Origin of the sequence: Cryobacterium sp. PH31-L1 (genome assembly GCF_030063145.1) — a bacterium.
Classification (GTDB): domain Bacteria; phylum Actinomycetota; class Actinomycetes; order Actinomycetales; family Microbacteriaceae; genus Cryobacterium.
Map to the genome: position 1 here is coordinate 70,356 of NZ_JASISM010000008.1, position 23,132 is coordinate 93,487.

Here is a 23,132-nt window from a genome sequence, read left to right on the forward strand (position 1 = left end):
GACGTCCGGTCAGCGCACCCCGATGAGAGAGCGCAGGCCGAATTCGGAGACGATCGGAATGCCGTAGTCCCGTGCCTTGCCGGTCTTGCCGGTGAGCGACGCCGGGTCCGCGGCCACGAGCAGCCGGGTGCGCAGGGTGACCGCCGTGCCCAGGGACAGACCGCGGGCGACCAATTCCCGGCCCCAGTCGGAGCGGGCACGGGCCATGTCACCGGTCAGCACAACGATGTCGCCCTGCTCCAGCAGTACGGTGTCGATCGACGCGATCGGCAGCTGCACCACCGATGCGGGTGCCGCCAGTGCTGCGGCCACGACCTCCGGAGCGACGTCGAGCATGCGTGCGACCGCGATCAAATCGGCGGAATCCGCGATGCTGAGAGCTCCGTTCGACCAGGCCACCCGCACGAGATCCTCGAAATAACGACGGTGCAGCGCGGTGCACTCGACGGGATTGATGCCGCTGAATTCGGCCAGGACCCGCAGTTCGCGGGTCTCCCGCGGCGAAAGCACCCGATCGAGCAGGCACAAATCGAGCAGGGCGAGGTAGTCGAGGTGGTCCTCGGGGCCGGTGTAGTCGGGCAGTTTCACGGCCGCGCGGGCCAGGAAGCTCGGTCTCACCACTACGTCGTCCGGAGTTGACGGGTCGCGCTGTACCCACTCGGCGTCGGTACCCGCCGCAATTCTCGGCCAGGCAGAACGCTCGGCACGGTCCAGAGCGTCGATCCACGGTGCAGCTGTCGTCGAGCCGTGCAGGTAGGCGGCGAGCAGGCTCGCGCACGCCACGGCCTGCACCAGGGCACCGGGACCTGGTCCGATTTCGATGTCGTAGGCGGCGCAGCAATCGACGAGGAGCCGACCGGCACCGGGCAAATACGTGCGGGCCAGCTGCATGGTGCAGACCGCCTCCAGTCCGCGCCCGGGGGCATAGCCAATCAGCTCGAACTCGCGCATCAGGAATCCGGTGACGAACTGGGCGTTGTGCGTCACCAATACCCGGCCGCGCAGCAGATCGACCAGGCGCGGTGCAATCTGTTCGAAGGTCGGCGCGCGCAGCAGTTCCGCCGTGCTGACGCCATGGTTTGCCACGTCGCCGGCGTTGCTTCCGGGGTTGATCACCGTTTCCCAGCGCTTGGCAATGCGACCACCCTCGTCGAGGTGCACCACGGCGACCTCGACGACCCGATCCCGCTGATACGGGAACAGTCCGGTAGTTTTCAAACATATAACGGCGTATCCACGTTCGGGCATGGTCACACTCCACAATCTTGTCTTGTGAAGTTATCCGCAAACCCCGCCCGACGCGACAGCCCGTTCGGGGGCTTGTGGGTCTTACCGCGCAGTGCTTTAATGCCTAGTTGTTCGAGGCAGTCTTTCTGGCCGAGTTTTTCGGCGGCAACAGGGTGTCGGCTTCCTCGAGTGACATTCCGTTGGTTTCGGGCACTTTGCGCAGCACGAACCAGAACGAGAGCCCGGCGAACAGAGCGTAGAGCCCGTAGGTGATCGGCAGGGACGCATCCGCCATCGGGGGAAAGCTGACCGTGATGAGAAAATTCGCGATCCACTGAGCGGCCGCTGCCAACCCGAGGGCCTTGGCGCGAATCGAGTTGGGGAACATCTCGCCGAGAAGCACCCACACCACGGGTCCCCAGGACGCACCGAACGAGATCACGAACAGGTTCGCGGCAACGAGCGCGATCGGGGCCCAGGCTCCGGGGAGGCTGAGCTCACCGTCGAGAGTGACCGACTGGCTGAACGCGACCGCCATTGTGGCGAGCGACACCGTCATACCGATGGAGCCGGTCAGCAGAATCGGGCGCCGTCCGATGCGGTCGACCAGGGCGATCGCGACCAGGGTCACGAGAATGTTGGTTATCGAGGTGATCACCGAGATGGTGAGTGAGTTCGATTCCGCGAAGCCGACCGCCGACCACAGGGTGGTTGAGTAGTAGAAGATCACGTTGATGCCCACGAACTGTTGGAACACCGAGAGGATGATGCCGACCCAGACGATCGGCTTGAGACCGAGGGCGCTGCCGCGCAGCGACCCGGACTTATGCGAGCGCGCATCGACCTTGATCGAGCGGCGCATATCGCGAATCTCGCGGTCCACGTCACCGCTCGGCCAGAGCCGCGTGAAGACGGCTCGGGCATCCGCTTCTTTGTCTTTCAGAATGAGAAAACGCGGGGATTCCGGCAGAATGAATGCGATACCGCCGTAGACGATGGCGGGTACGGCACCGGCCAGGAACATCCAGCGCCAGGCTTCAAGCCCGAACCAGAACTCGCTGCCGGCGCCGCCTGCACTGCCGGCAAACACGGCGTCGGAGAGCAGGGCCGTGAAGATTCCGAGGGTGATAGCGAGCTGCTGCAACGAGCCGAGGCGACCACGCATCTGTCGGGGCGAAATTTCGGCGATGTAGGCCGGTGCCACAACGGATGCGAGACCGATACCCAGTCCGCCGACCACCCGCCAGATGATCAGGTCGACAACGCCGAACGCGAAGCCGGAGCCGATCGAGCTGATCAGAAAGACGGCGCCGCCGAGCACCATCATGGGGATGCGTCCGTAGCGGTCGGCGAAACGCCCACCGAAGAACGCTCCGACTGCCGCACCGAGCAGCGCACAGGCCACGGCGAATCCGGTGAGGGTGGCGTTCAGCCCGAATTCCTGCTGCACCGCGTTGACGGCGCCGTTAATGACCGAGGAGTCGAACCCGAACAGAAACCCGCCGAGGGCGCCGGCGACGGCCAGCGCGATGACTTTTCTGTTGGTACTGGGTGCTGCCAGATCAGTTGCCTTCACGGACTCGGTCATCGTATTGTGTATCGCTTGTTCACCCAACCAGCCTACTTCGGGTGTCAGCGGATGCCGTGCCGGGCAGGGAATTAGAGTGTGCGCGCCACCGGGAACCGGCGTGTCCAACCTCCCGCCCGGCCAGGGCGCCATCGACGCCGAAACCGGGCAGGAAGAGCCGGCTCCGCCGCCCGATCGCGACCATGCTGAAGCGGGTCAGTCTTCGTTTTTCGTCGTCTTTGATATGTCCCCAGATGGGTTTCTCGGTGGTGGCACCGGCCCCTGTTGCAATGAAGAACGTCGAGAATCCACCGCGGGCACGGCGCTCGCTCGCGGCGGGCGTCCAGCGAGGCCGGGCTACCATCCGAGCATGGGAAGATTCACGGACAGCTGGCGCTCTCACCTCCTGGTGACCCTTTCGGGGAACAGCGAGGGTCGACCGAAATGGGTCGGCCAGATCGCGACCGGCGACGACGCCGGCTTCTTCGGCTCCGGGAGTGCTGCCTGGGCCGTGCACGGCGGCATGGCAACAATGGTGGCCGGCATTCGCGCGCTGCTCATGCAGACCCTGCACCCGGGTGCCATGGCCGGCGTGCACGATTGGTCCCGCTATCACGATGATCCCCTCGGCCGTCTGTCCGGCACCATTCAGTGGCTCATCACGGTGACGTTCGCCGACACCGTCGTCGCCGAGCGAGAATCGGGTCGGGTCGCTCATTTTCACGACCGGGTAAGAGGTACCTATCTCGACGCGCGTGGTGAGAAACGCCCCTACGCTGCGGGTGATCCCGAGCTGTTGTCCTGGGTGCACGTCGTCTTCACCGACGCTTTTCTGCAATCCCACCTGCTCTGGGGCGACGCGATCCCCGGCGGAGCCGACCAGTACGTCAACGAATGGGCCACGGCCGGTGAACTCATCGGAGTGCAAAACGCCCCGCATTCGGCCGCAGAACTCGCCGCCCAGCTCGAGGGATTTCGCAGCGCGGGCACGCTGAAAAGTGACGCCCGCGTCGCGGAAGCTGTGCGGTTCATCCGCTACCCGCCGCTAAGCCGCGGCATGCTGCCGTTCTACCGCATCATGTTCGCCGGCGCCGTGGCGTCAATCCCGCGCGAGTATCGCGACATGCTCGGCCTCAAGCGGTCTCGTCTGCCCGTTGTTTGGGGTACCCGACTCATTCTCGGTGTGGTGCGCGCCCTGCTCGGCCCGTCGTCGACGTCAGAGGATGCCGCCCGCGCGCGGCTCGCGCGCATCGCACGAACGCAGCAGCTGGGTCACCCCGGCGGAGCGTGACAGCACCGGTCAGTCACTGACCAGCATGTTCTGCCCGCCGGGCCCGCACCCCCGGCACCAGAATCACCGTGATGGCACTCACGGCGCTCAGGTACAGCACGGCGAAGACGGTGATCGTGAGCACGGTCGGGCGCACGATGGATTCACCGGCCAGTGCCTGCAGGGTGAGCAGGACAAGAACGCCGCTGTAGAGAGCGGTGAGGGTGACCACGATCCCGACGCGGGTGCGTTCGGGACGGAGCACGGGCATCCGTCTCATGAGCAGTTCGGGCAGCAGCGCGGCGAGCGGAATCAACTGCAGGGCGTGCATGCCGACGAAGTGGGGAATGCGCAGGTCACCGGCCACGGTGCTCCAGCCGAGAATCGGCAGGCCGGGGCCGCCGTCGGCCAGGCCCACGGTGTGGGCGCCGGCGATGCCCTGAAAGTTGTCGAGCTGGGCTGCGGTGGGGCCGGTCATGAGAAAGGCGAGGCCCATGCCGATGATGGCGATCACGATTCCCGAGCGGATGGCGATGGTGCGCGCCCGGTCGCCGAGCGCAGCGCCGCTCCGTCGCCCGCCGAACACGAGCAGTGCGGCGACAACCATCGCCGCGAACCAGACCGTGACGATCGAGACGGCCATGATGCTCCAGACCGCTGCATGAAACGGCGTCGAGACGTTGAAATGGCTCGTCGTGTCGCCCGCGGCGGCGCCGACGATCGCGACCATTTCGACCAGGAGCAGCACGGCGCTGATCGTGCCGGCCCACCAGGCCAGGCGTCTGCCGCGCCGGAGCAGGCCGATCAGCCAGGCCAGGGTGACGCTGTAGATGATGATGGACAGCGAGAATTTGAGCGGCTTGGCCCAGAGCGGAAGCCCGGTCACCTCGCGGTGGTCGACGACCAGGCCGATCATGCTGACGATCGCGAGAAGGGCCATGGCAGCGGCGAGCGCGAGCAGCGGACGATGCCAGGCGACGCGGTCGGGGACTGTGCCGGGCTGGGCGGCAGTGGACGTCGATGTGGTCGTGCGGAACATGGTGACTCCTTCGGTCACAGGGGCTGGGGTGCGAAAGGTCCGGGTGTTCTGGGGCGCCCCGGTTTCGGGAGTGCGCGGTGTTACGGGGTCTGGTGGTGGCGCGCGGGATCAGCGGAATAGCGCAGCGCCGAGACGTGCTCCTGGGCGGCGCGGCGCAGTCCTCTGAACAGGGCGTCGCCGAGCGCGGTTCCCACGACCACCGTCTGGGCCTGCGCGGCCCGGTCGGAGAGGGCCGCAATTTCGTCGATATCGGCTTCGGCGACGAGCTGCGCAGCGTGCGCGTAACGGCCGAGCCAGCCGCAGGCATCCGTGTGTCCCACCTCGTCGAGCGACTGGACGACTCGCGCGGCGGCCAGGCGACCCGGATTGTCGGCCGAGACGAGCCATCCGTCGAGAACCGCGTCAACGCGATCGAGCGCGCTGGGGTCGATGCCGGCTGGGTCGATGTGTTCCGACACGGACCGCTGCGCGATCGCGAAGGTGTCTTGCAGGGGCAGGTCGGAATCGATGGCGGCGAGTACCACGCGCGCGTCGGCGATAGTGAGGCCGCCGACCTCGATCAGGCTGCGGATCAGGCGCAGTCGGGTCACGTGTTCGAGACCGTAGTGTGCCTGGTTGGGCGCGGTGCGCTCCCCCGCCGCGAGTAGGTTCTCGCGCAGGTAGAACTTGACGGTGGCAACGGAAAGCCCGCTCACCGCGCTCAACTCGGCCATTTTCATATGGATAATATAACTATCCGATAGCCCTGCTGTCTATATCTGAGCGGATTAAACTTCGGGCGCGAAGAAGGCGGCCGTCGCCGCGGCGAGCGCCTGCGGATCGTAGACGTGGCACAGCTCGCGGGCGGAGTGCATCGACAGCAGCGGCACGCCGACGTCGACCACACGGATGCCCAGCCGGGTCGCGGTCAGCGGTCCAATGGTCGACCCGCAGGGAACCGTGTTGTTCGACACGAATTCCTGGTAGTCGACTTTCGCCTGCGCGCAGGTGCGGGCCCAGAGGGCGGCGCCGTGGGCATCCGTCGCATAACGCTGGTTGGCATTGATCTTGAGCAGCGGTCCGCCGCCGAGAATGGGCTGGTTGGCCGGATCGTGGCGCTCGGGATAGTTCGGGTGCACGGCGTGGCCGGCGTCGGCGGACAGGCACCACGATTCGGCATAGGCCTGCAGGCGATCAGACCCGGTGGCACCGAGGCCGTGGCCGATGCGGGTGAGAATGTCGTCCAGCAGCGGTCCGCTCGCTCCGGAACGCGACTGCGAACCGAGTTCCTCGTGATCGAAGGCGGCGAGCACGCTGATCGGGCCGCCGGCTCTCGACGGGCTGGTCGCGATGAGGGCATGCAGTCCGGCGTAGACCGAGGAGAGGTTGTCGAGGCGCGCGGCGGCGAACAGCTTCTGGTCGAGGCCGAAGGTCGCCGGGGGCTGGGTGTCGTTGCTGAGGATGTCATAACCGGCAACATCCGCTGCCGTGAGCCCGGCCAGACCGGCCAGGTGGGCGAGCAGGTCGGCTTCGGACGGGTCGCCGACGCCGAAAACAGGCGTGAGGTGGCGCTGCCGGTCGAGGGTCAGACCGTTATTGACCTCGCGGTCGAGGTGCACGGCGAGCTGCGGGATGCGCAGGAACGGCCCGGTGCGCACGAGGTGCTCGGTGCCATCCTGGGTGACCAGCCGGCCGGCCAGTTCGAGCTCCCGGTCGAGCCAGGAGTTCTGCAGCGGACCGCCATAGACCTCGACGCCGGCCTGCAGCCAGCCGTGGGAGCCGATCGTGGGTTTCGGCTTGAGCTTGAATCCCGGGGAGTCGGTGTGGGCGCCGAGGATGCGAAACGACGTCGTAGCACCGGCACCGACCGGCTGCGACCAGGCGATCACGGCACCGTCGCGCACGACGTAGTGGCCGGTGGCGTCGTCGGGCGTCCAGCTCTCCGACTCGCTCAGCCGGGTGAAACCGGCCCCGTCCAGCCGCCGGGCGACCTCAGCGGCGGCGTGGTATGACGACGGTGACGCTTGCAGAAAAGCGGAAAAATCAGCGATGTAGTCCGGTGTGGCATCCATTCATCCATCCAACCACCCACGCAGGCAAGCGGATGCCGCGGCCGGCTACCTACTCGGCGGGCGCGTCATCCGGCGCGTCGGACTGCAACGCAGCGCGCGCGAAGGCCGCGCCACCGACAGTGACGGTGCCGCGGTCGCCGTGCCAGGCCTCGGTCTGCTCGAACGCGCCGAGCCGGTCGAGCAGGCGCCATTTGGTGTCGACGAGGTGCCAGACCGATTCCGTCGTCGGTTCCTGGCCGTCGGACTGCACCCAGCCGAGCGAACCGAGCGCACGCGCAAGGGTCGTGAGGTAATCTTCGCGGCGGGCCAGGCCGCGGGTCGCGACGAAGAGCAGTAGCAGGCGGGTGGCGTCGGCCACGGCCGGGGTGCGGCTTGAATGAATAGTGCGGGCGAGGTGCCACCAGAGCTCACGGGGCGAGTCGGAGAATGCGGCACCCTTTTTGGTGAGCACCAGCATCCCCTTACTGACGCGCAGCAGTCCAACATCACGCAGGTGCCCACGCAGCTCCTGCAGCGGGCGCAGGTGCACCTCACGGTTGACGCTGATCGGCCAACCCCAGTCGAGCTCGGCAGAGGCCTCGACGACGATCGCGGGCGGCAGGTGCCCCGCCTTGGTCAAGCGAATGCCGTCAGCCCCGACCCGGGTCAGAATCCACTGCGCAGGGGCCACCATCCGCGCCATAGCCCGCTCCTGCAACAGCACCGCATCCTTCACCCGGGCCTGCCCGATGAGTCGGCGGAAACCAACGACGGCCTGTTCCGGCAGTCGCGTTTCGATCTCCTGAATCACGTTCACCCACCGAGCCTACTGAGCGATCCCGCTCAGACGTGACGGATGCCCCGCGACACGCACCAGTATCTGAGGAGGTTGCAGAGGATTGTCGCGGGCAACACACTGGGGATATGGCTAACCAATGGCGCCGCGTCGTCGCTGCACTCGCCCACCCCGATCGCAGGGCGGTGTGGGCCGCTGCGGTGCTTGAGGGGTCTGCCGAACTGGCCGAATCCAAACGAGCGAAGGCCGCCGCCGCGCTCCAGGATGCCGGTTTGCTCGATGCTGACGGTAATGCCGTCACCGCGGTGTTCGGTGAACTCCTGGAGAGCACACCCGAAGTGCGGCGCGAGGGCACGGAACGGTTCATTCGAAACGGGCGGATAGAGCAATACCCGGCGAAGCAGCCTGATCGTGACGAGATTCTGAATTGGGTTGCTGCGGCGCTGCCACCAGGGCGGATGTCGGAACGCGAGTTGGGCATCCGTCTCACGGTGGTCGTCGACGACGTGGTCACCCTGCGGCGACACCTCGTCGACGCCGGGCTGGTCTCTCGCACGCCGGATGGCGCGATCTACCAAGTCGTGCAGCGCCCCGAAGTGTCGGCGGCATCTGGCACCCTTGAGGGATGACCGACACGCGCGCATCCGCTCTGGCCATTCTGCGCACCCTCGTAGGGCGAGAAGACGCAGACTTTCACGACGGGCAGTTCGAGGCGATTGAAACACTGGTCGACCACCGCCGCCGAGCCCTCGTGGTGCAGCGCACCGGATGGGGCAAATCGGCCGTGTATTTTGTGGCCACCCTGCTGCTTCGACGCCAGGGCGCCGGCCCGACCATTCTGGTCTCGCCGCTGCTTGCGCTGATGCGCGACCAGGTCGCCGCTGCCGCCCGGGCCGGGGTGCGGGCGGTATCCATCAACTCGTCGAACGCGCACGAGTGGAGCGATGTGCGGCTCCTGCTCGACGCCGACGAGGTCGATGTGCTGCTGGTGTCACCCGAACGACTCAACAACCCGTCCTTTCGCGATGAGCAGCTGCCCGCCCTCATCGCTCGGGTGGGCCTGCTCGTGGTCGATGAGGCGCACTGCATCTCCGACTGGGGCCACGACTTTCGCCCGGACTACCGCCGCCTGCGCGATCTGATCGCCCAGATGCCCGCCGGCGTGCCGGTGCTCGCCACCACGGCCACCGCCAACAGCCGGGTCGTGCAAGATGTCGCGGAGCAGGTCGGTATGGTCGCCACCGGTTTTGACGGCGCCGGCACCGGCGCCGACACCGCAGAGAGCACGGCGGGAACGGTCGAGGTCGTCACCATTCGCGGCCCGCTCGCCCGGTCGTCCCTGCGGCTGGGGGTGCTGCGCCTGCCCGATTCACGGGCCCGGCTGGCCTGGCTACTGAGCCACCTCGGTGATTTGCCGGGCAGCGGCATCATTTATACCCTCACGGTCGCGGCCGCCGAGGACACCGCGCGGCTGCTCCGCGAAGCCGGTCACGCGGTGCGCGCATACACCGGCCAGACCGACACAGCCGAACGGGAGGAATCCGAGGGGCTGCTCAAAACCAACCAGGTGAAGGCGCTGATCGCCACGAGCGCCCTCGGCATGGGATTCGACAAGCCCGACCTCGGTTTCGTGCTGCACCTGGGCGCGCCGTCCTCCCCCGTTGCTTACTACCAACAGGTCGGTCGTGCTGGCCGTGCCACAGCGTCGGCCGACGTGCTGCTGCTTCCGGGTGCCGAAGACGAGGCGATCTGGCACTATTTCGCCACCGCCTCGATGCCCAATCAGGCCAAGGCCCTCGCCGTGATCGGTGCTCTCGAAGCCGCCGGCGCGCCCCTGTCGACGCCGGCGCTCGAGGCCAGGGTCGACCTTCGGCGTACCCCGCTCGAGCTACTGCTCAAGGTGCTCGACGTGGACGGCGCCGTACACCGGGTCAAGGGCGGCTGGCAGTCCACCGGGCGGCCGTGGGTCTACGACCAAGAGCGCTACGAACGCATCGCGGCCGCCCGGCTCGGCGAGCAGCGGGCCATGCTCGAATTTGAGAGCACCACCGGCTGCCGCATGGAATTTCTGCAGCGCGCCCTCGACGACGACACCGCCGTGGCTTGCGGTCGCTGCGACAACTGCCAGGGCATCTGGTATTCAAGTGAGGTAGCTGAGGGTGCCGCCGCCACGGCTGCGCAATCGCTCGACCGGGTCGGCGTCGCCATCGACGTGCGCGCCCAGTGGCCCACCGGCATGAGCAGCCTCGGTGTTGCGGCCACCGGCAAGATTGCGCTTAGCGATCGCGCCGAGCCCGGCCGCGCGCTGGCCCGACTGACCGACCTCGGCTGGGGTGGTCCCCTACGCGACTTGTTCGAGACGCAGGCAGCGGATGCCGCCGCCCCGCCGGCCATGCTGGCCGCCTGTGTGCGCGTGCTCGCCGAGTGGGGCTGGGCACAGCGGCCGGCGGCCATCGTCGTGGTGCCGTCGCGGCGGCATCCGTTTCTCATTGACTCCGTGGCAGAGTCACTCGCTAATGTCGGCCGGCTGCCCTGGCTCGGCGCCCTGAGTTGGGCCAACGGCGGCCCCACCGGCGAGTCGGGCGGCAACAGCGCCTACCGCCTGTCGAGCGTGTGGGACCGCTTCACTGTGGGCCCGGAGCTGGCCCAGGCCCTTGCCCCATTCACCGGCCACCCCATTCTGCTCATCGACGACCTGGTCGACAGTCGGTGGACCGTGACCGTGGCCAGCCGGGTGTTGCGCCAGCACGGAGCTTCGGCGGTACTGCCGTTCGCCCTCGCCGTGCGTTCCTAGCCGGCGGTCTGAGCGGCCCGACAGATCGGCCGAGTACGCGGCTTCATTGAACGTAACCGGAATATTCCCGGCAACCAGCGCCTTGTTACTCTGGGGATGCCGCTACCCGCGGCCTCCGCACATTCTGGGGCAGTGCCCGCATAACCCGCGCCGGCCCCAACGAGTTCGTTAGGCATTTCTTTCATGAAGCTCAGATTCATTCCCGCTGCCGTCCTGTCGATCGCTGCCCTCGCCCTTACCGGCTGCTCCGCCCCCGCAGCGGACAGCGCAACCGGCACCGACGACTCGCTCAGCAGCGTGCTCGACTCCGGTACCCTCACCATCGGCACCGAAGGCACCTACCGGCCGTTCTCGTTCCACGAAGACGGTTCGGGCGACCTCACCGGCTACGACGTCGAGGTAGCCCGCGCCGTTGCCGACGAGCTCGGCGTCGAAGCGAAATTCGAAGAGACCCAGTGGGACGCCATCTTCGCCGGCCTCACCGCCGGCCGCTGGGACACCATTGCCAACCAGGTATCGATAACCCCGGACCGCCTGGAATCGTACAAGTTCTCCACGCCGTACACCTACTCCACCGGAGTCATCGTGGTTCCCACCGACAACACGTCAATCACGTCGTTCGCGAGCCTCAAGGGCTTGACCACGGCGCAGTCCCTCACCAGCAATTGGAACGCCCTGGCCACCGAAAGCGGCGCGACCGTCGAAGGAGTCGAGGGCTGGGCCCAGTCGGTCGCCCTGGTCGAACAGGGTCGGGTCGATGCCACAGTCAACGACAAACTCACCTTTCTCGACTACCAGAAGTCCAACGGCGCCGACAACCTGAAGATCGCGGCGGAGACCGAAGACCGTTCGGAAAGCGCCTTCGCCTTCGCGAAGGACGGCACCGCGCTGGCCGACGCCGTGAGCGCAGCCCTCGCGACCCTCAAGGCCGACGGAACGCTCGCCGAGCTCTCCGACAAGTACTTCGGCGCCGACGTCAGCCAGTAACGCTCATCGATGATCCAGCCTGATTGGGAGTTATTCTTCAGCTCGTTCTGGCCGATGCTCGACGGCGCCATACGTGGCACGATTCCGCTTGCCCTGACGTCGTTCGCGATCGGTCTCGTTCTCGCGCTCGTGCTCGCTCTCATGCGGTTGTCGACCAGGCACTGGATCTCCGGAATCGCCCGCGGCTACATTTCGATCGTTCGCGGCACCCCGCTGCTCGTGCAGTTGTTCGTGATCTTCTACGGCCTGCCGTCGATCGGCGTGACGATCGATCCATGGCCGAGCGCCGTGGTGGCCTTTTCGATCAACGTCGGCGGGTATGCAGCCGAAGTCATTCGCGCCGCAATTCTCTCGGTGCCCAAGGGCCAGTGGGAAGCCGCCTACATGATCGGCATGTCGCACCGGCGTGCCCTCACCCGCATCATCCTGCCGCAGGCAGCTCGGGTATCGGTGCCGCCGCTGTCGAACACATTCATCAGCCTGGTCAAGGACACCTCGCTGGCCTCGCTGATCCTGGTCACCGAATTGTTCCGCGAGGCGCAGCAAGTGGCTGCGTTCAGCAATAAGTTCATGCTGCTCTATCTCGAAGCAGCCCTCATCTACTGGGTCATCTGCTTGGTGCTCTCCACCGGCCAGGGTTTTCTCGAGAGACGATTGGACCGCTATGTCGCCCGCTGATCTTCCGGCCGCAGATCCTGCGGCCGAGCCCGTTGTTCCACTACTCCGCGTGCGCGGCCTGCAGAAAAGTTTCGGCACCAACCGCGTGCTGGAATCGGTGGACCTCACGGTGGGTCGCGGCCGGGTGCTCGCCCTGATCGGTCCGTCCGGCTCGGGAAAAACCACAATTCTGCGCTGCCTGAACGGGCTCGAACTGCCCGACGGCGGCACGATCGGGGTCGTGGCAGCCGCCCATGTTGACCGACCCGGTACCGGTCGGACGCCCGGACGCGGAGCCACCGCCGTGCCCGTGACCCTTGATTTCGCCGCGAAGACCTCACCAAAGCAGCTCGCCGGCCTGCGCGACCGATCCGCCATGGTGTTTCAGCACTACAACCTGTTTCCTCACAAGACCGTGCTGCAGAACGTGATCGAGGGACCTATCGTCGTGCAGCGCCGCCCGGTCGCCGAGGTGACCGCGGAAGCGATCGCCCTGCTGAAGCGGGTCGGCCTCAGCGACAAACGTGACAGCTACCCGTTCGAACTTTCCGGCGGGCAACAGCAGCGTGTCGGCATCGTGCGCGCGCTGGCGCTGCGACCACAGCTGCTTTTATTCGACGAGCCGACATCCGCTCTCGACCCCGAACTCGTCGGCGACGTGCTACGCCTGATCAAGGAGCTGGCCGACGAAGGCTGGAGCATGGTCATCGTCACTCACGAGCTCGAATTCGCCCGCGAGGTCGCGCACGAGATCGCCTTTGTCGACGGCGGCACGATCGTCGAGCACGGCGACCCGAAGCAGCTGCTGCGGCACCCCCAACAGGAACGCACCCGCCAGTTCCTGCACCGGCTGCTCCACCCTTTCTAGAGCGGAGCAGCCGATGTGTGCAGGCGCGGCACCCGCTACGGGTGCGGCGTGATGATCACAACGGTGATGCGATCAAGCCCGGGACCGTAGTGCCAGTAGATGCGCCCGGCCGTAGGCGTGCGGTGCTCTATATAGGAGTCCCACACGGCTTCCCCCTTCTTGCCAGCGAGCGACACATATTTGTGCGAGCGCAACGCGGGGTCGTCGGGATTCAGCTGGAGGCGGCCGAGTGCCGTGCGCACACGTTTGAGGCGGCCGACCAGTTGTGGTTTTGTCTCGAGAATGGACAGTCCCGATGCCGCTTCCCTCGTGAGAAGGAGCGTGAAACTCATGACTGGGGCTCGGCGGGCGTGGCCGACTCGTCGACCGAGTGTTCCTCATCGGCGTACCGGGTGAAGTCGCCACCCTCGCTCGTCTCGTCCTTGCTGCTGTGCTCGAGTCCGCGCACCAGGGCGGCGCGGATACCTTCATCGTCCCAGACCAGGAGCTCACGACGCGGGATGGACACGAGAGGGGTCAGCAGAATTTCACCCTCGGCATTAACGGCCACAGCGTAACGATCGTCGCGGTGCACACCCGCTTTGCCAAACGCCATTCGCGAGCGCTCGTCGGCACTGACCTCGCCCATCGGAATGAAATCCGACTTGAGTTCCGTCATCTTCTTCAGTTCCACCATCGTCTTCACCCAATCATCTGGTGGCCCGTCCCGCCCCCGGTAAACCACCGGGACCGATCCGTGCCTGTCTGAAAGTGAGATTACCCCAGATTTACATGTGGGTAAACCCCTAGTCAAGAGATCAGGACCATGTATGATGCGCCGCGAGTCGCTGGTAGAGAGGGCCGACAAGGAAAGACCAGTCCGGTCGGCAGGGCGATCGGACTGGTCTAAGCAGGATAAATATACAACGACGATCGCCCCTGCTCAAGTGCCAAATTCACCTGTTTTCTTGTGCGCTGAGCAAAATCGGGTTATGCCATTTGGATCAACACGACGCCCGTGGAATACGCGGTCAGCGGTGCAGCGCAGCCCCGCGCTGCAGCGGCGGACGGTGCCGAGAATAGGGCTCGCTCGTCGGGGATGAATCGGTGTCGGCACGCTCGAGCAGGTAGCGGGTCACCGTGTTCCAGTCGGGAAAGAGCGGGGTGAGAAATTTGATCAGTTCGCCCTCGAACCGGTCAGCGCCAACGGCCAATCCGTCGTCGACCAGAAAGTCGCCGCGGTTGAGGTGCTTGTGGTGCGAGAGAATGAGCCTCTTGTAGGCCGGCCCTCCGGCATCCGCTCCCAAGTGCTCCTGCACCCACTCGAGCTTGTGCTGCCAGGCACTCGCATTTCCCCACGGTGCCATCGACAGAATGTAAGTGTCAAACGATTGGGCGAGGGTGTGAAACGCGTCAAGGGCACCGCTGATCGGCTCCATACGGGCGAATACACCCGGCACCTCGTCGAGCCGCTTCTCATAACGGATGTACTCGGCGTTGGTGAGTCGGTCGATCCCCGATTGCACGTTGACGAGGGTGTTGTCGAGGTCGATATACAGGATCTTTTTCATTCGGGCTCCCTGGCGCAGCTCGCTTCGTTGCGGCAACGCTCCGATCGTGACAGGCTCACCGCGGATGGGCAATGGCTGAAGCCCACCACTTGTGGTCAGCGCGGTGGCCTCGAACGGCGCTTGGACGGTCCGGGAACGATTCCGCACCGCCGACGAACGGTCATTCGACGTGTGTGTGGGCCTCGATTCGGCTGTAGCCCTGGTCGGTGACCGAGATTCGCAGGGTCGCCGGGATCTGCTCTTTCATGGAGTCGACGTGGCTGATCAGGCCAATCGTGCGTCCGCCGGCGCGCAGGGTATCCAGGGTGCTCATGGCCGTCTCGAGGGTCTCGCTGTCGAGCGAGCCGAAACCCTCGTCGACGAACAGGGTGTCGAGGGTGATTCCGCCAGCTTGCGCGGTCACCACCTCGGCCAAGCCGAGCGCGAGGGCGAGAGAGGCCAGGAACGTCTCGCCACCCGACAGCGAGTGAGTCGCCCGGGATCGACCGGTGAACTCATCGCGGATCGCCAGCCCCAGTCCCGACCGAGCACCGCCCTTCGCTCGGGAGTCGTCGTGTTCGAGGGCGTACCGCCCGCTGGTCATCGTGCGCAGCCGCAGGTTGGCCGCCACGACGATCTCTTCCAGCTGGGCCGCCAGTACGTAAGTCTCCAGCCGCATCCGTTTCGTGTTCGGTTCGTCGCCCTGCACGACGTCGGCCAGGCCTCGTACCCGGGAGTGTTCGTCGAGCAGCTCAGCGGATGCCGCGAATCGCGTGGTGACGCCCTGCACGAGCACGTCCAGCTGGCCGGCACGTTCGGCGAGTGAGCTGTGTGCGCCCACAGCGTCATCACGCGCGCCGCCCGCGGCTTCGAAGGCCAGCCGGGAGGGCTCAAGATCGACCGGATCTGGCGCAAGATCAATCAGCTCAGGATCTGCCACTGCCGCCAGGGCCGCTGCACGCTGGTCGTCATAGGACCGCACGTCGTTCACCAGCTGCACGGTCTGGCGCTCATCGAGCAGCGCCCCGGCAGCCGCCTCCTCGTCTTCAAAAGCGTGCTCCGCTAGCTGACTCGCGAGGTCAAGGTCGGCCGCATCACGAGCGTCGGCGCGCTGCTGACTGAGCACGAGGGCGTCGTCCAGGGCGCGAGCGCAGTCGAGCTCCTGCTGCAGGGCGCGCACCTGATCGGTCACGGTATCGCGATCTCCACGCTGCGCTCCCACACGGGCCATGACCAGGTCACGCTGACCAGACCGTTCGCTGTGGGTATCTGCCGCAGTATCGCGTGCCGCCCGGAGGCTCACCACCGCGGCTCGTGCGCCGGCCTGGGCGTCCCGCAGGTCGGCCTGTTCCTGCCGAAGCCCACCGACCAGGTCGGCAGCTGTGCGCGAGGTGGCCAACCGGGCCCGGGCGGCCACGCCTTCGGCGCGGAGCTCGTCGACACTTCGTTGACCGGCCAGCGCCAGCGCCTGCCCGAGACGATTCGTCAGGATGGCCTGGGTCTCCTGGGCATCGGCGAGTTCGTGCTGCTGGCTCTGCATCTGCTGTCGGGCCGCGTTGATGTCGGCTACGCTGACCGGCTCGCCCTCCGCTATCGCGGGAGCGGGGTGCACGGCTGACCCGCAGACCGCACAGGGCACACCATCGACGAGGCGGCTGGCCAGTTCAGACGCCTGCCCGGCAAACCTGCGGGTCACGAGGGCCTCGTAGTCAGCGGCGGCCGCAGTGTTGTCCCGACTGCGGTCGAGCAGTTGCGCGCCTGCACCGGCCAGCTCGGTCTGCAACGACACCACGTTTTCGGCGGCAGTGAACGCGGCGTCGGACCGGCGCACAGCGTCGTCCGCCTCGGTCTCGCTGGAGGCTGCGAGGGTTGCAGCGGCGAGTTGCTCGCTGACGAAGTCGATCTGCTGCGGCAGCTCATCGATGCGCCTCTGCGCACGCATCAAACCATTTGTGTGGCCGGTGAGCACGTCGAACAGAGCGGTGATCTCGTGGTTCAGGATGGGGAGCTGTTTTTCTTCCGCGAGTACCTCCGCGAGCGCTCCGAGACGTCTCACCAGGGCGTCCATGATCGGGCGCAGCGCCGGCTCGGACTCGCTCGGCACCGTGCTGCCGCTGACACCGGCGCGGCTGTCGCCGAACGGCAGCCAGGCAACCCGCGCCGAGGATTCAGCGGCCAGAGCGGCCTGCCAGTCGGCAGTCGCGGCCCGGCTGCTGCGAATGTGCGGCCAGACCCGGGCCGCCCGGGCGGCCCGCAGCAGGGTGCTGCGTTCTTCCTCGACCTCGGCCCGAAGTCCGTCGAGGGCGGCGAGAGCGGTGTCGGCGACGGCGCGGCGGCCCTGACGCCGCTTAGTCTCCGTGGCCGCGCGGTGCTCGGCCGTCGCTTCAGACAGCAAAGCAGCCGCACTGGCCGACTCCTCTGCCGCGGCGTCGAGTGCGCGGTTCAGGCCCGCCATGGCGCCCTGAAACCAGCCCAGGTCGGCGGCGACGGTCAGTTCAGAAAGCTGGAGCTGATGCATGGCAGCGGTGGTGTGTTCGGCGATGTCACGCTGCACGTCAGCGAGCCGGTCGTCGAGTGATCTGCGGCGCTGCACGAGCGCGGTTTCCAGTTGCTCAAAGCGGGTCGTCCCGAACAAGGTGCGCAGCACGGCACGGCGTTCATCGGTCTTTGCCAGCAGAAAGTATTGGAACCGGTTTTGGGCGAGCAGGATCACCTGGAGGAATTGGTCGGCCTTCAGGGGCAGGATCGCGCTCAGTTCCAGGCCGACGGCTTGCACCTTGGCCGCATGTGCCCGCCATTCAGTGCCGTGCAATACATAAAGCACAGCAGTGGCGGCTGCAGTGGTGGTTCCGGTGCCCTTCTTCTTAGCTCGCTCGTACTCCGGGCTGCGCAGCACACGGTAGTCACGCCCGCGCAGGCTGAAGTCGAGTTCGACAAAGGTGGAATCATCGGGCTCGCAGTAATCGCTACGCAGCGGCTGTTTTCCGTCGGGAAACCGCGGCACCCTGTCATACAGAGCGAAACAGATGGCGTCGAGAATACTGGACTTGCCGGCGCCGGTCTTGCCTGTGATGAGAAATATGCCGTCCGCATCGAAACGTTCGAAATCGACAACTTGTTCAGTCTTATATGGCCCGAAGCCGGCCAGGCGCAGTCGCTTGATCTTCATGCGTTCACCTGTTTCGCATTTTGTTCGTTCAGCAGTTCTGCGACCAACGCTCGTTCAAACTCGCTGGGACCAACTCCGTTGCGTACGAACGACAGGAAGCCAGCCACAATCTCGGGGTCACCCGTGGCCGCGCGAATGCGCTCGGCGTAGGTGGAGCGATCCGCTTCGAGAGTGATTGCGGGGCGGTGCTCGAGCGTCACGGCGTGGGCAAATCGGCTTTGAAGCGCCCGCATGGCGTCGAGCGGACGCACCTGGTCGGTGAGAATGGCTTTCACCCAGTCGCCCTCGTTCTCGGCGTACGCCTCGTCAGCGAGCAGATCGGCGAGTTCGCCGGTGAGCACCGCGAGCCGACGGGGAACGGGCAGTTCGATCCACTCGACGGCACCAGCGCCGGAGCACAGTCCGTCGGCGCCGATTTCGACCAGCCAGGCACCGCGCGGCTTGCCGGCCTCGCCAAAGGAATAGTGCAGCGGTGCGCCGGAGTAGCGCACCCGCTCGGTGAGAGTGGCCCGGCCGTGGATGTGGCCGAGCGCGACGTAGTCGCAGCCGTCGAACACCGACAGCGGTACGACGTCGAGCCCGCCGGCGGTGATATCGCGCTCCACATCGCTCGACTCGGTGGCCGGGGCGACGCCGGCCGCAAAACAGTGCGCGAGCACGACGCTGCGGCCACCACGGCCGCCCTCAGCGAGACGCAGCGCCAGGTCGTCGCGAATGCGGGTCATGGCGAAGTCGAGCACCTGTTCGTGCGTTTTCAGCGGCACCCCGGGGTGCAGGTGGCGAATGAGTGCCGGCTCCAGATAGGGGATGCCATAGAAATACACCGGGCCGTGCTCGTCGATGATGGTGACGGGTGAGGCGTATTGCTCGGGCCGGGTCACGATGTGAATGCCGGCCAGCGCCGCCCACTCCGACTGGAACCCGAGGCGGGTAGCCGAGTCGTGATTACCGCTCGTCATGACAACGGATGCCTCGGCCTCTTTCAACCGCCGCAGCGTGTCGGTCAGCAGCGCGTAGCTCTCTTTGGAGGGCATTGCGGAATCGAAGACATCACCCGCGACGGCCACCACGTCGACACCGCGTTCCGCCACCACCGCAACCAGTGCGTCCAGCACGAGACCGAGGTGCTCGAGCGTGGAATGGGTATGAAAGGTGCGCCCGATGTGCCAGTCCGAGGTGTGCAGAATCTTCATACCGATAACGCTACCGGGGCCCACCGACATGCCCGACCGGCAGCATCCGCTTACGCTGTGCACTGATATTTCTTTGTTTCTCTTCTTTTTTCTTGACAAACAAAAATAAACACAGCTAAAGTCAATGAAACCAACTTCGTGACTTAGATCACTCATCGTCGAGGAGGCAATCGTGTTCGCCGAAGAACGTCAACTCTTGATCGCGGCACTCGTGGCAACGCAGGGCCGGGTCACCGTGACCGACCTGGCCGCGCGCTTCGCCATCACCGCCGAAACTGTGCGCCGCGACCTTGACACCCTCGAGGCTGCCCGCCAGCTGCGTCGCGTGCACGGCGGTGCCGTCGCCATCGATCGACTCAGCCTGTCGGAGCCGAGCCTCGATGAGCGCCAGACCCAGCGCCTCGACGAGAAGTCGCGCATCGCCGACGCCGCCATGCGCCTGGTTCCGGCCAGCCGTACCGGTTCGATCGTGCTCGACGCCGGAAGCACCACCGAGCGCCTCGCCGATCTTCTGGCTGGCTTCACCCCTGCCGTTGCCGGCGACCAGCTCCTCGTGATCACCAACGCTGTGCCGATCGCCGGCAAGCTCAGCCGCAACGAGGCGATCCAGCTGCATATTCTCGGCGGGCGCGTACGCGGCCTGACCAGCGCCATCGTGGGTGCAGGGACCGTCGCACAGCTCGGCGCGCTGCGCCCCGACATCGCCTTCATCGGCGCCAACGGCATCAGCGACACCTTCGGCCTCAGCACCCCGGACTCGGTCGAAGCGGCCGTCAAATCGGCCATCGTCCGGTGCGCCCGGCGCGTTGTTGTGCTCGCCGATTCCAGCAAGCTCGACCAGGAAACTCTCGTCTGCTTTGCCGCCCTGGCCGATATCGACACCCTGATAACGGATGCTGCGCCATCCGCTGCCCTCACTGCCGCACTGGCGGCAGCCGACGTCGACGTGGTGATCGCATGATCGTCACGCTGACTCCCAATCCGAGCCTCGACCGCACCATCGAGCTGGCCGGACCGCTCGAGCGCGGCGAGGTGCAGCGGGCCGTCGCCGCCCACGGCGAGCCCGGCGGCAAGGGCGTCAATATCTGCCGTGCCCTCGAAGCCAGCGGTATCGCGAGCCTCGCCATTCTGCCCGGCGACGCTGACGACCCTGTGCTGCTGGCCCTGACCAGCCAGCGAATTCCGCACCTCGGCCTGCCGATCGGCAAGCCGCTGCGCAGCAACGTGGCGATCACCGAACCCGACGGCACGACGACCAAGCTCAACGAACCCGGTCCCGTACTGAGCCTCGCCCAGCAGGATGCCCTGGTGGAACTCATTCTGGAACAGTCGGTCGGCGCGAGCTGGCTGGTGCTGGCCGGATCGGTCCCCCCCGGCGTGCCCGACGACTTCTACGCGCGCATCATCGGCGAGCTGCGCACCCGACTCGGCAGCCAGGCGCCGAGAGTCGCCGTGGACTCCTCCGGTGGCCCGCTCGCCGCGGCAGCTCTGGCCCACCCCGATCTGCTCAAGCCCAATGGTGAGGAACTCGCCGAGCTGAGCGGCCTCTTCGACGGCGACACGCTCGAAGCAAACCCCGATCTCGTCGTCGACGCGGCCCGCGTTCTCATCGCCGGCGGCGTCGGTGCCGTGCTGGCCACCCTCGGCGCGAAGGGCGCCGTGCTCGTCACCGCCGAGGGCAGCTGGCTCGCCACCACTCCCCCGATGCGGGCCGTCAGCACCGTCGGCGCCGGCGACTCGGCTCTGGCCGGCTATCTGCTGCAAAGCAACCTCGGCGCGAGTGCCCCCGATTGCCTGCGCCAGGCCGCCGCCCACGGCGCCGCCGCCGCCTCCATGCCCGGTTCCACTGTTCCCGCCCTGCACCAAACCAACCCCAACGCCGTCACCGTGACGGACCTTGCCCTGATACCCGCTCTGCGGTCGGTATCGGCCACACATCCAAAGGAGGATGACCAGTGAGTGCACTGATTACCCCGGAGCTCGTTGCTCTGGACACCTATCTCGGTACCGAGCCGAAAGACGTCATTCGGCACCTGGCCGAGCTCGTCGTCGGCGCCGGCCGGGCCACCGAGATCGGATCTCTCTACGCGGATGCCCTGGCCCGCGAAGCGAAGACCGCCACCGGCATCCCGGGTGGCCTCGCCATTCCGCACTGCCGTTCCACGGCCGTGCTGGAGCCCACGCTGGCCCTGGCCCGTTTGTCGACCCCGGTCGATTTCGGTTCCCAGGACGGCCCGGCCGACCTGGTCTTTCTCATTGCGGCACCGGAGGGTGCCGACCAGGAGCACCTGAAGATTCTCGCCAAGCTGGCCCGGTCGCTCATGAAGAAGGATTTCACCGCCGCTCTGCGGGACGCGTCGACCTCGCAGCAGATCGTCGAGCTCGTCACTAATGTCGTCGCCCCCGTGCCCGTCGCCGCTGGCGCCCACGCCGGCGAAAACGCGAACGCCGGTACCGGCCCGGCAAGGACCGGCATGAAGCGCATCGTCGCCGTCACCGCCTGCCCCACCGGCATCGCCCACACCTACATGGCCGCTGACTCCCTCGTGGCCGCCGCCAAGGCCGTCGGTGTTGACCTGCAGGTCGAGACCCAGGGTTCGGCCGGACTCACTCCACTCGACCCCACCGTCATCGCCGCGGCCGACGCCGTCATCTTCGCCGTCGACGTCGACGTGCGCGGCCGGGAACGCTTCGCCGGCCTTCCCGTTATCAACGCCCCGGTCAAGCGCGGCATCGACGAACCCGGTCGGTTGATCGAGGAGGCCCTCGCGGCCGCGCTCAACCCGAACGCCCGTCGCGTCAGCGGCACCGTTGACCTCGGCGGCTCGTCAGAGGAGAAGAGTGAGCACCTGGGCCAAAAGCTCAAGCGAGCCCTGCTCACCGGTGTCAGCTACATGATTCCATTCGTCGCCGGCGGAGGCCTGCTGATCGCCCTCGGCTTCGCCCTCGGCGGCTTCGAGATCACCAAGGTTGCCGATGCAGTCGTGCTGAACAACAGCCTGTTCAACCTTCCCGACGGGGGCCTGAACATCTATCTGGGAGCGGTCTTCTTCAAGATCGGCGCCCTGTCGATGGGCTTCCTGGTTCCCGCGCTGGCCGGCTACATCTCCTTCGCCATCGCCGATCGCCCCGGCATCGCTCCAGGCTTCGTCGCGGGTGCCGTGGCCGGATTCATGGGTGCCGGGTTCCTCGGGGGCATCGTCGGCGGACTGCTCGCCGGTGTCGTCGCGGTCAACATCGCCAAAATCAACGTTCCACGGTGGTTGCGCAGCCTGATGCCCGTCGTCATCATTCCGCTGATCGCATCGATCGTCGCCTCGGGGTTGATGTTCATCGTGCTCGGCGGCCCGATCGCTCTGCTGACCGTGGGCCTCAGCGACTGGCTGAACGGTATGACCGGGGCGTCCGCCGTGATTCTCGGTGTCATTCTCGGCCTCATGATGGCCTTCGACCTCGGCGGCCCGGTCAACAAAGTGGCCTATGCCTTCGCCGTCGCCGGCCTCGGCGCGGCCACCCTCGCCAACCAGGCACCGTGGCAGATCATGGCCGCGGTCATGGCCGCCGGCATGGTGCCGCCGCTCGCGATGGCCCTGGCCACCGTGGTCGACCGCAAGCTGTTCAGCCTCGCTGAGCGGGAGAACGGCAAAGCGGCCTGGCTGCTCGGACTCTCCTTCATCTCCGAGGGTGCCATTCCGTTCGCCGCCGCCGATGTCTTCCGCGTGATTCCGGCCAGCATGCTCGGCGCCGCAGTCACCGGTGGACTGTCGATGGCCTGGAACATCACGAGCAAGGCACCGCACGGAGGCGTGTTCGTGTTCTTCGCGATCGACAACTTCTGGTTGTTCCTGCTCGCAATCGCGATCGGTACTGTTGTATCAGCGTTTGCCGTTGTCGGACTCAAGCGCTACGCCGTGCGCAAGCGTCCGGTTGACGCTCCGGAAGCCGTGCTCGTCAACGCCTGATCCGGCGCCGGCGCCGCGCGAACCAGCGCAGCCCAAACGACACG

The 23,132-nt window shown here is 66.4% G+C and carries 20 protein-coding genes; 9 read left to right on the top strand and 11 right to left on the bottom strand.

The features are described 5' to 3' along the window. Window positions 1–9: 9 nt before the first annotated feature. Together QMF22_RS15300 and QMF22_RS15305 are read right to left on the bottom strand one after the other, a co-directional pair. A complete protein-coding gene (locus QMF22_RS15300) occupies window positions 10–1,248 on the bottom strand; it encodes an exonuclease domain-containing protein (RefSeq protein WP_283455157.1) in 1,239 nt (412 codons plus the stop codon). A gap of 103 nt (window positions 1,249–1,351) precedes the next feature. Beyond that, window positions 1,352–2,815, bottom strand: a complete 1,464-nt coding sequence (locus tag QMF22_RS15305; protein WP_502846970.1) for a sugar porter family MFS transporter — start codon at window positions 2,813–2,815, stop codon at window positions 1,352–1,354. A gap of 349 nt (window positions 2,816–3,164) precedes the next feature. On the opposite strand from QMF22_RS15305, the gene QMF22_RS15310 reads away from it, so the two are divergent. Further along, window positions 3,165–4,085 carry an oxygenase MpaB family protein gene (locus QMF22_RS15310; RefSeq protein ID WP_283455161.1) on the top strand — a complete coding sequence of 307 codons (921 nt, stop codon included), beginning with the start codon at window positions 3,165–3,167 and terminating at the stop codon, window positions 4,083–4,085. Window positions 4,086–4,098: 13 nt separating this feature from the next. Here QMF22_RS15310 and QMF22_RS15315 read toward each other — a convergent pair whose 3' ends face one another. The 4 genes from QMF22_RS15315 to QMF22_RS15330 form a co-directional block, all read right to left on the bottom strand. Continuing rightward, window positions 4,099–5,103, bottom strand: coding sequence for a hypothetical protein (locus tag QMF22_RS15315; protein ID WP_283455164.1), 1,005 nt, complete (start codon window positions 5,101–5,103; stop codon window positions 4,099–4,101). Window positions 5,104–5,183: 80 nt separating this feature from the next. Next, the gene (locus tag QMF22_RS15320) at window positions 5,184–5,816 is read right to left on the bottom strand and encodes a MerR family transcriptional regulator (protein WP_283455166.1); all 633 of its coding nucleotides are present in this window, start codon (window positions 5,814–5,816) and stop codon (window positions 5,184–5,186) included. Between the two features lie 54 nt (window positions 5,817–5,870). Beyond that, complete coding sequence (locus QMF22_RS15325; protein WP_283455167.1) at window positions 5,871–7,154, bottom strand: M18 family aminopeptidase; 1,284 nt, start codon at window positions 7,152–7,154, stop codon at window positions 5,871–5,873. Window positions 7,155–7,203: 49 nt separating this feature from the next. Beyond that, entirely contained in the window at window positions 7,204–7,950 is a 747-nt protein-coding gene (locus QMF22_RS15330) for a hypothetical protein (RefSeq protein WP_283455170.1), read from the bottom strand. A 107-nt stretch (window positions 7,951–8,057) separates the two neighbouring features. Between QMF22_RS15330 and QMF22_RS15335 the strand changes: the two genes are divergently transcribed. The 5 genes from QMF22_RS15335 (at window position 8,058) to QMF22_RS15355 (ending at window position 13,235) form a co-directional block, all read left to right on the top strand. Further along, on the top strand, window positions 8,058–8,558 hold the full coding sequence (locus tag QMF22_RS15335; RefSeq protein WP_283455172.1) for a DUF2087 domain-containing protein: 501 nt from the start codon (window positions 8,058–8,060) through the stop codon (window positions 8,556–8,558). Further along, window positions 8,555–10,723 (top strand): RecQ family ATP-dependent DNA helicase, encoded by a 2,169-nt coding sequence (locus tag QMF22_RS15340; RefSeq protein WP_283455174.1) that lies wholly within the window; start codon window positions 8,555–8,557, stop codon window positions 10,721–10,723. The genes QMF22_RS15335 and QMF22_RS15340 overlap by 4 nt, the downstream gene beginning before the upstream one ends. A 183-nt stretch (window positions 10,724–10,906) precedes the next feature. Continuing rightward, window positions 10,907–11,710 (top strand): amino acid ABC transporter substrate-binding protein, encoded by an 804-nt coding sequence (locus QMF22_RS15345; RefSeq protein ID WP_283455176.1) that lies wholly within the window; start codon window positions 10,907–10,909, stop codon window positions 11,708–11,710. 9 nt (window positions 11,711–11,719) lie between these two features. After that, a complete protein-coding gene (locus QMF22_RS15350; protein WP_283455178.1) occupies window positions 11,720–12,388 on the top strand; it encodes an amino acid ABC transporter permease in 669 nt (222 codons plus the stop codon). Then, complete coding sequence (locus tag QMF22_RS15355) at window positions 12,375–13,235, top strand: amino acid ABC transporter ATP-binding protein (protein ID WP_283455180.1); 861 nt, start codon at window positions 12,375–12,377, stop codon at window positions 13,233–13,235. The genes QMF22_RS15350 and QMF22_RS15355 overlap by 14 nt, the downstream gene beginning before the upstream one ends. 35 nt (window positions 13,236–13,270) lie before the next feature. Here QMF22_RS15355 and QMF22_RS15360 read toward each other — a convergent pair whose 3' ends face one another. The 5 genes from QMF22_RS15360 to QMF22_RS15380 form a co-directional block, all read right to left on the bottom strand. Continuing rightward, the gene (locus QMF22_RS15360) at window positions 13,271–13,567 is read right to left on the bottom strand and encodes a hypothetical protein (RefSeq protein ID WP_092111002.1); all 297 of its coding nucleotides are present in this window, start codon (window positions 13,565–13,567) and stop codon (window positions 13,271–13,273) included. Continuing rightward, window positions 13,564–13,911 carry a hypothetical protein gene (locus QMF22_RS15365; protein WP_283455262.1) on the bottom strand — a complete coding sequence of 116 codons (348 nt, stop codon included), beginning with the start codon at window positions 13,909–13,911 and terminating at the stop codon, window positions 13,564–13,566. The genes QMF22_RS15360 and QMF22_RS15365 overlap by 4 nt, the downstream gene beginning before the upstream one ends. A 334-nt stretch (window positions 13,912–14,245) precedes the next feature. Further along, window positions 14,246–14,785 (bottom strand): 5' nucleotidase, NT5C type, encoded by a 540-nt coding sequence (locus tag QMF22_RS15370; protein WP_283455185.1) that lies wholly within the window; start codon window positions 14,783–14,785, stop codon window positions 14,246–14,248. Window positions 14,786–14,945: 160 nt separating this feature from the next. Further along, a complete protein-coding gene (locus QMF22_RS15375) occupies window positions 14,946–17,933 on the bottom strand; it encodes an AAA family ATPase (protein ID WP_283455187.1) in 2,988 nt (995 codons plus the stop codon). Then, a complete protein-coding gene (locus QMF22_RS15380) occupies window positions 17,930–19,126 on the bottom strand; it encodes an exonuclease SbcCD subunit D (protein WP_283455189.1) in 1,197 nt (398 codons plus the stop codon). The genes QMF22_RS15375 and QMF22_RS15380 overlap by 4 nt, the downstream gene beginning before the upstream one ends. Window positions 19,127–19,298: 172 nt before the next feature. On the opposite strand from QMF22_RS15380, the gene QMF22_RS15385 reads away from it, so the two are divergent. Genes QMF22_RS15385 through QMF22_RS15395 form a run of 3 tightly spaced genes read left to right on the top strand, consistent with a single transcriptional unit; the run spans window position 19,299 to window position 23,088 of the window. Then, window positions 19,299–20,087: a DeoR/GlpR family DNA-binding transcription regulator gene (locus tag QMF22_RS15385; RefSeq protein WP_283455191.1), complete on the top strand. Its 789-nt coding sequence runs from the start codon at window positions 19,299–19,301 to the stop codon at window positions 20,085–20,087. Next, window positions 20,084–21,085, top strand: a complete 1,002-nt coding sequence (locus QMF22_RS15390) for a 1-phosphofructokinase family hexose kinase (RefSeq protein ID WP_283455192.1) — start codon at window positions 20,084–20,086, stop codon at window positions 21,083–21,085. The genes QMF22_RS15385 and QMF22_RS15390 overlap by 4 nt, the downstream gene beginning before the upstream one ends. Continuing rightward, a complete protein-coding gene (locus QMF22_RS15395) occupies window positions 21,082–23,088 on the top strand; it encodes a PTS fructose transporter subunit IIABC (RefSeq protein WP_283455194.1) in 2,007 nt (668 codons plus the stop codon). Before QMF22_RS15390 ends, QMF22_RS15395 begins: the two co-directional genes overlap by 4 nt. The last annotated feature ends 44 nt before the right edge of the window (window positions 23,089–23,132 follow it).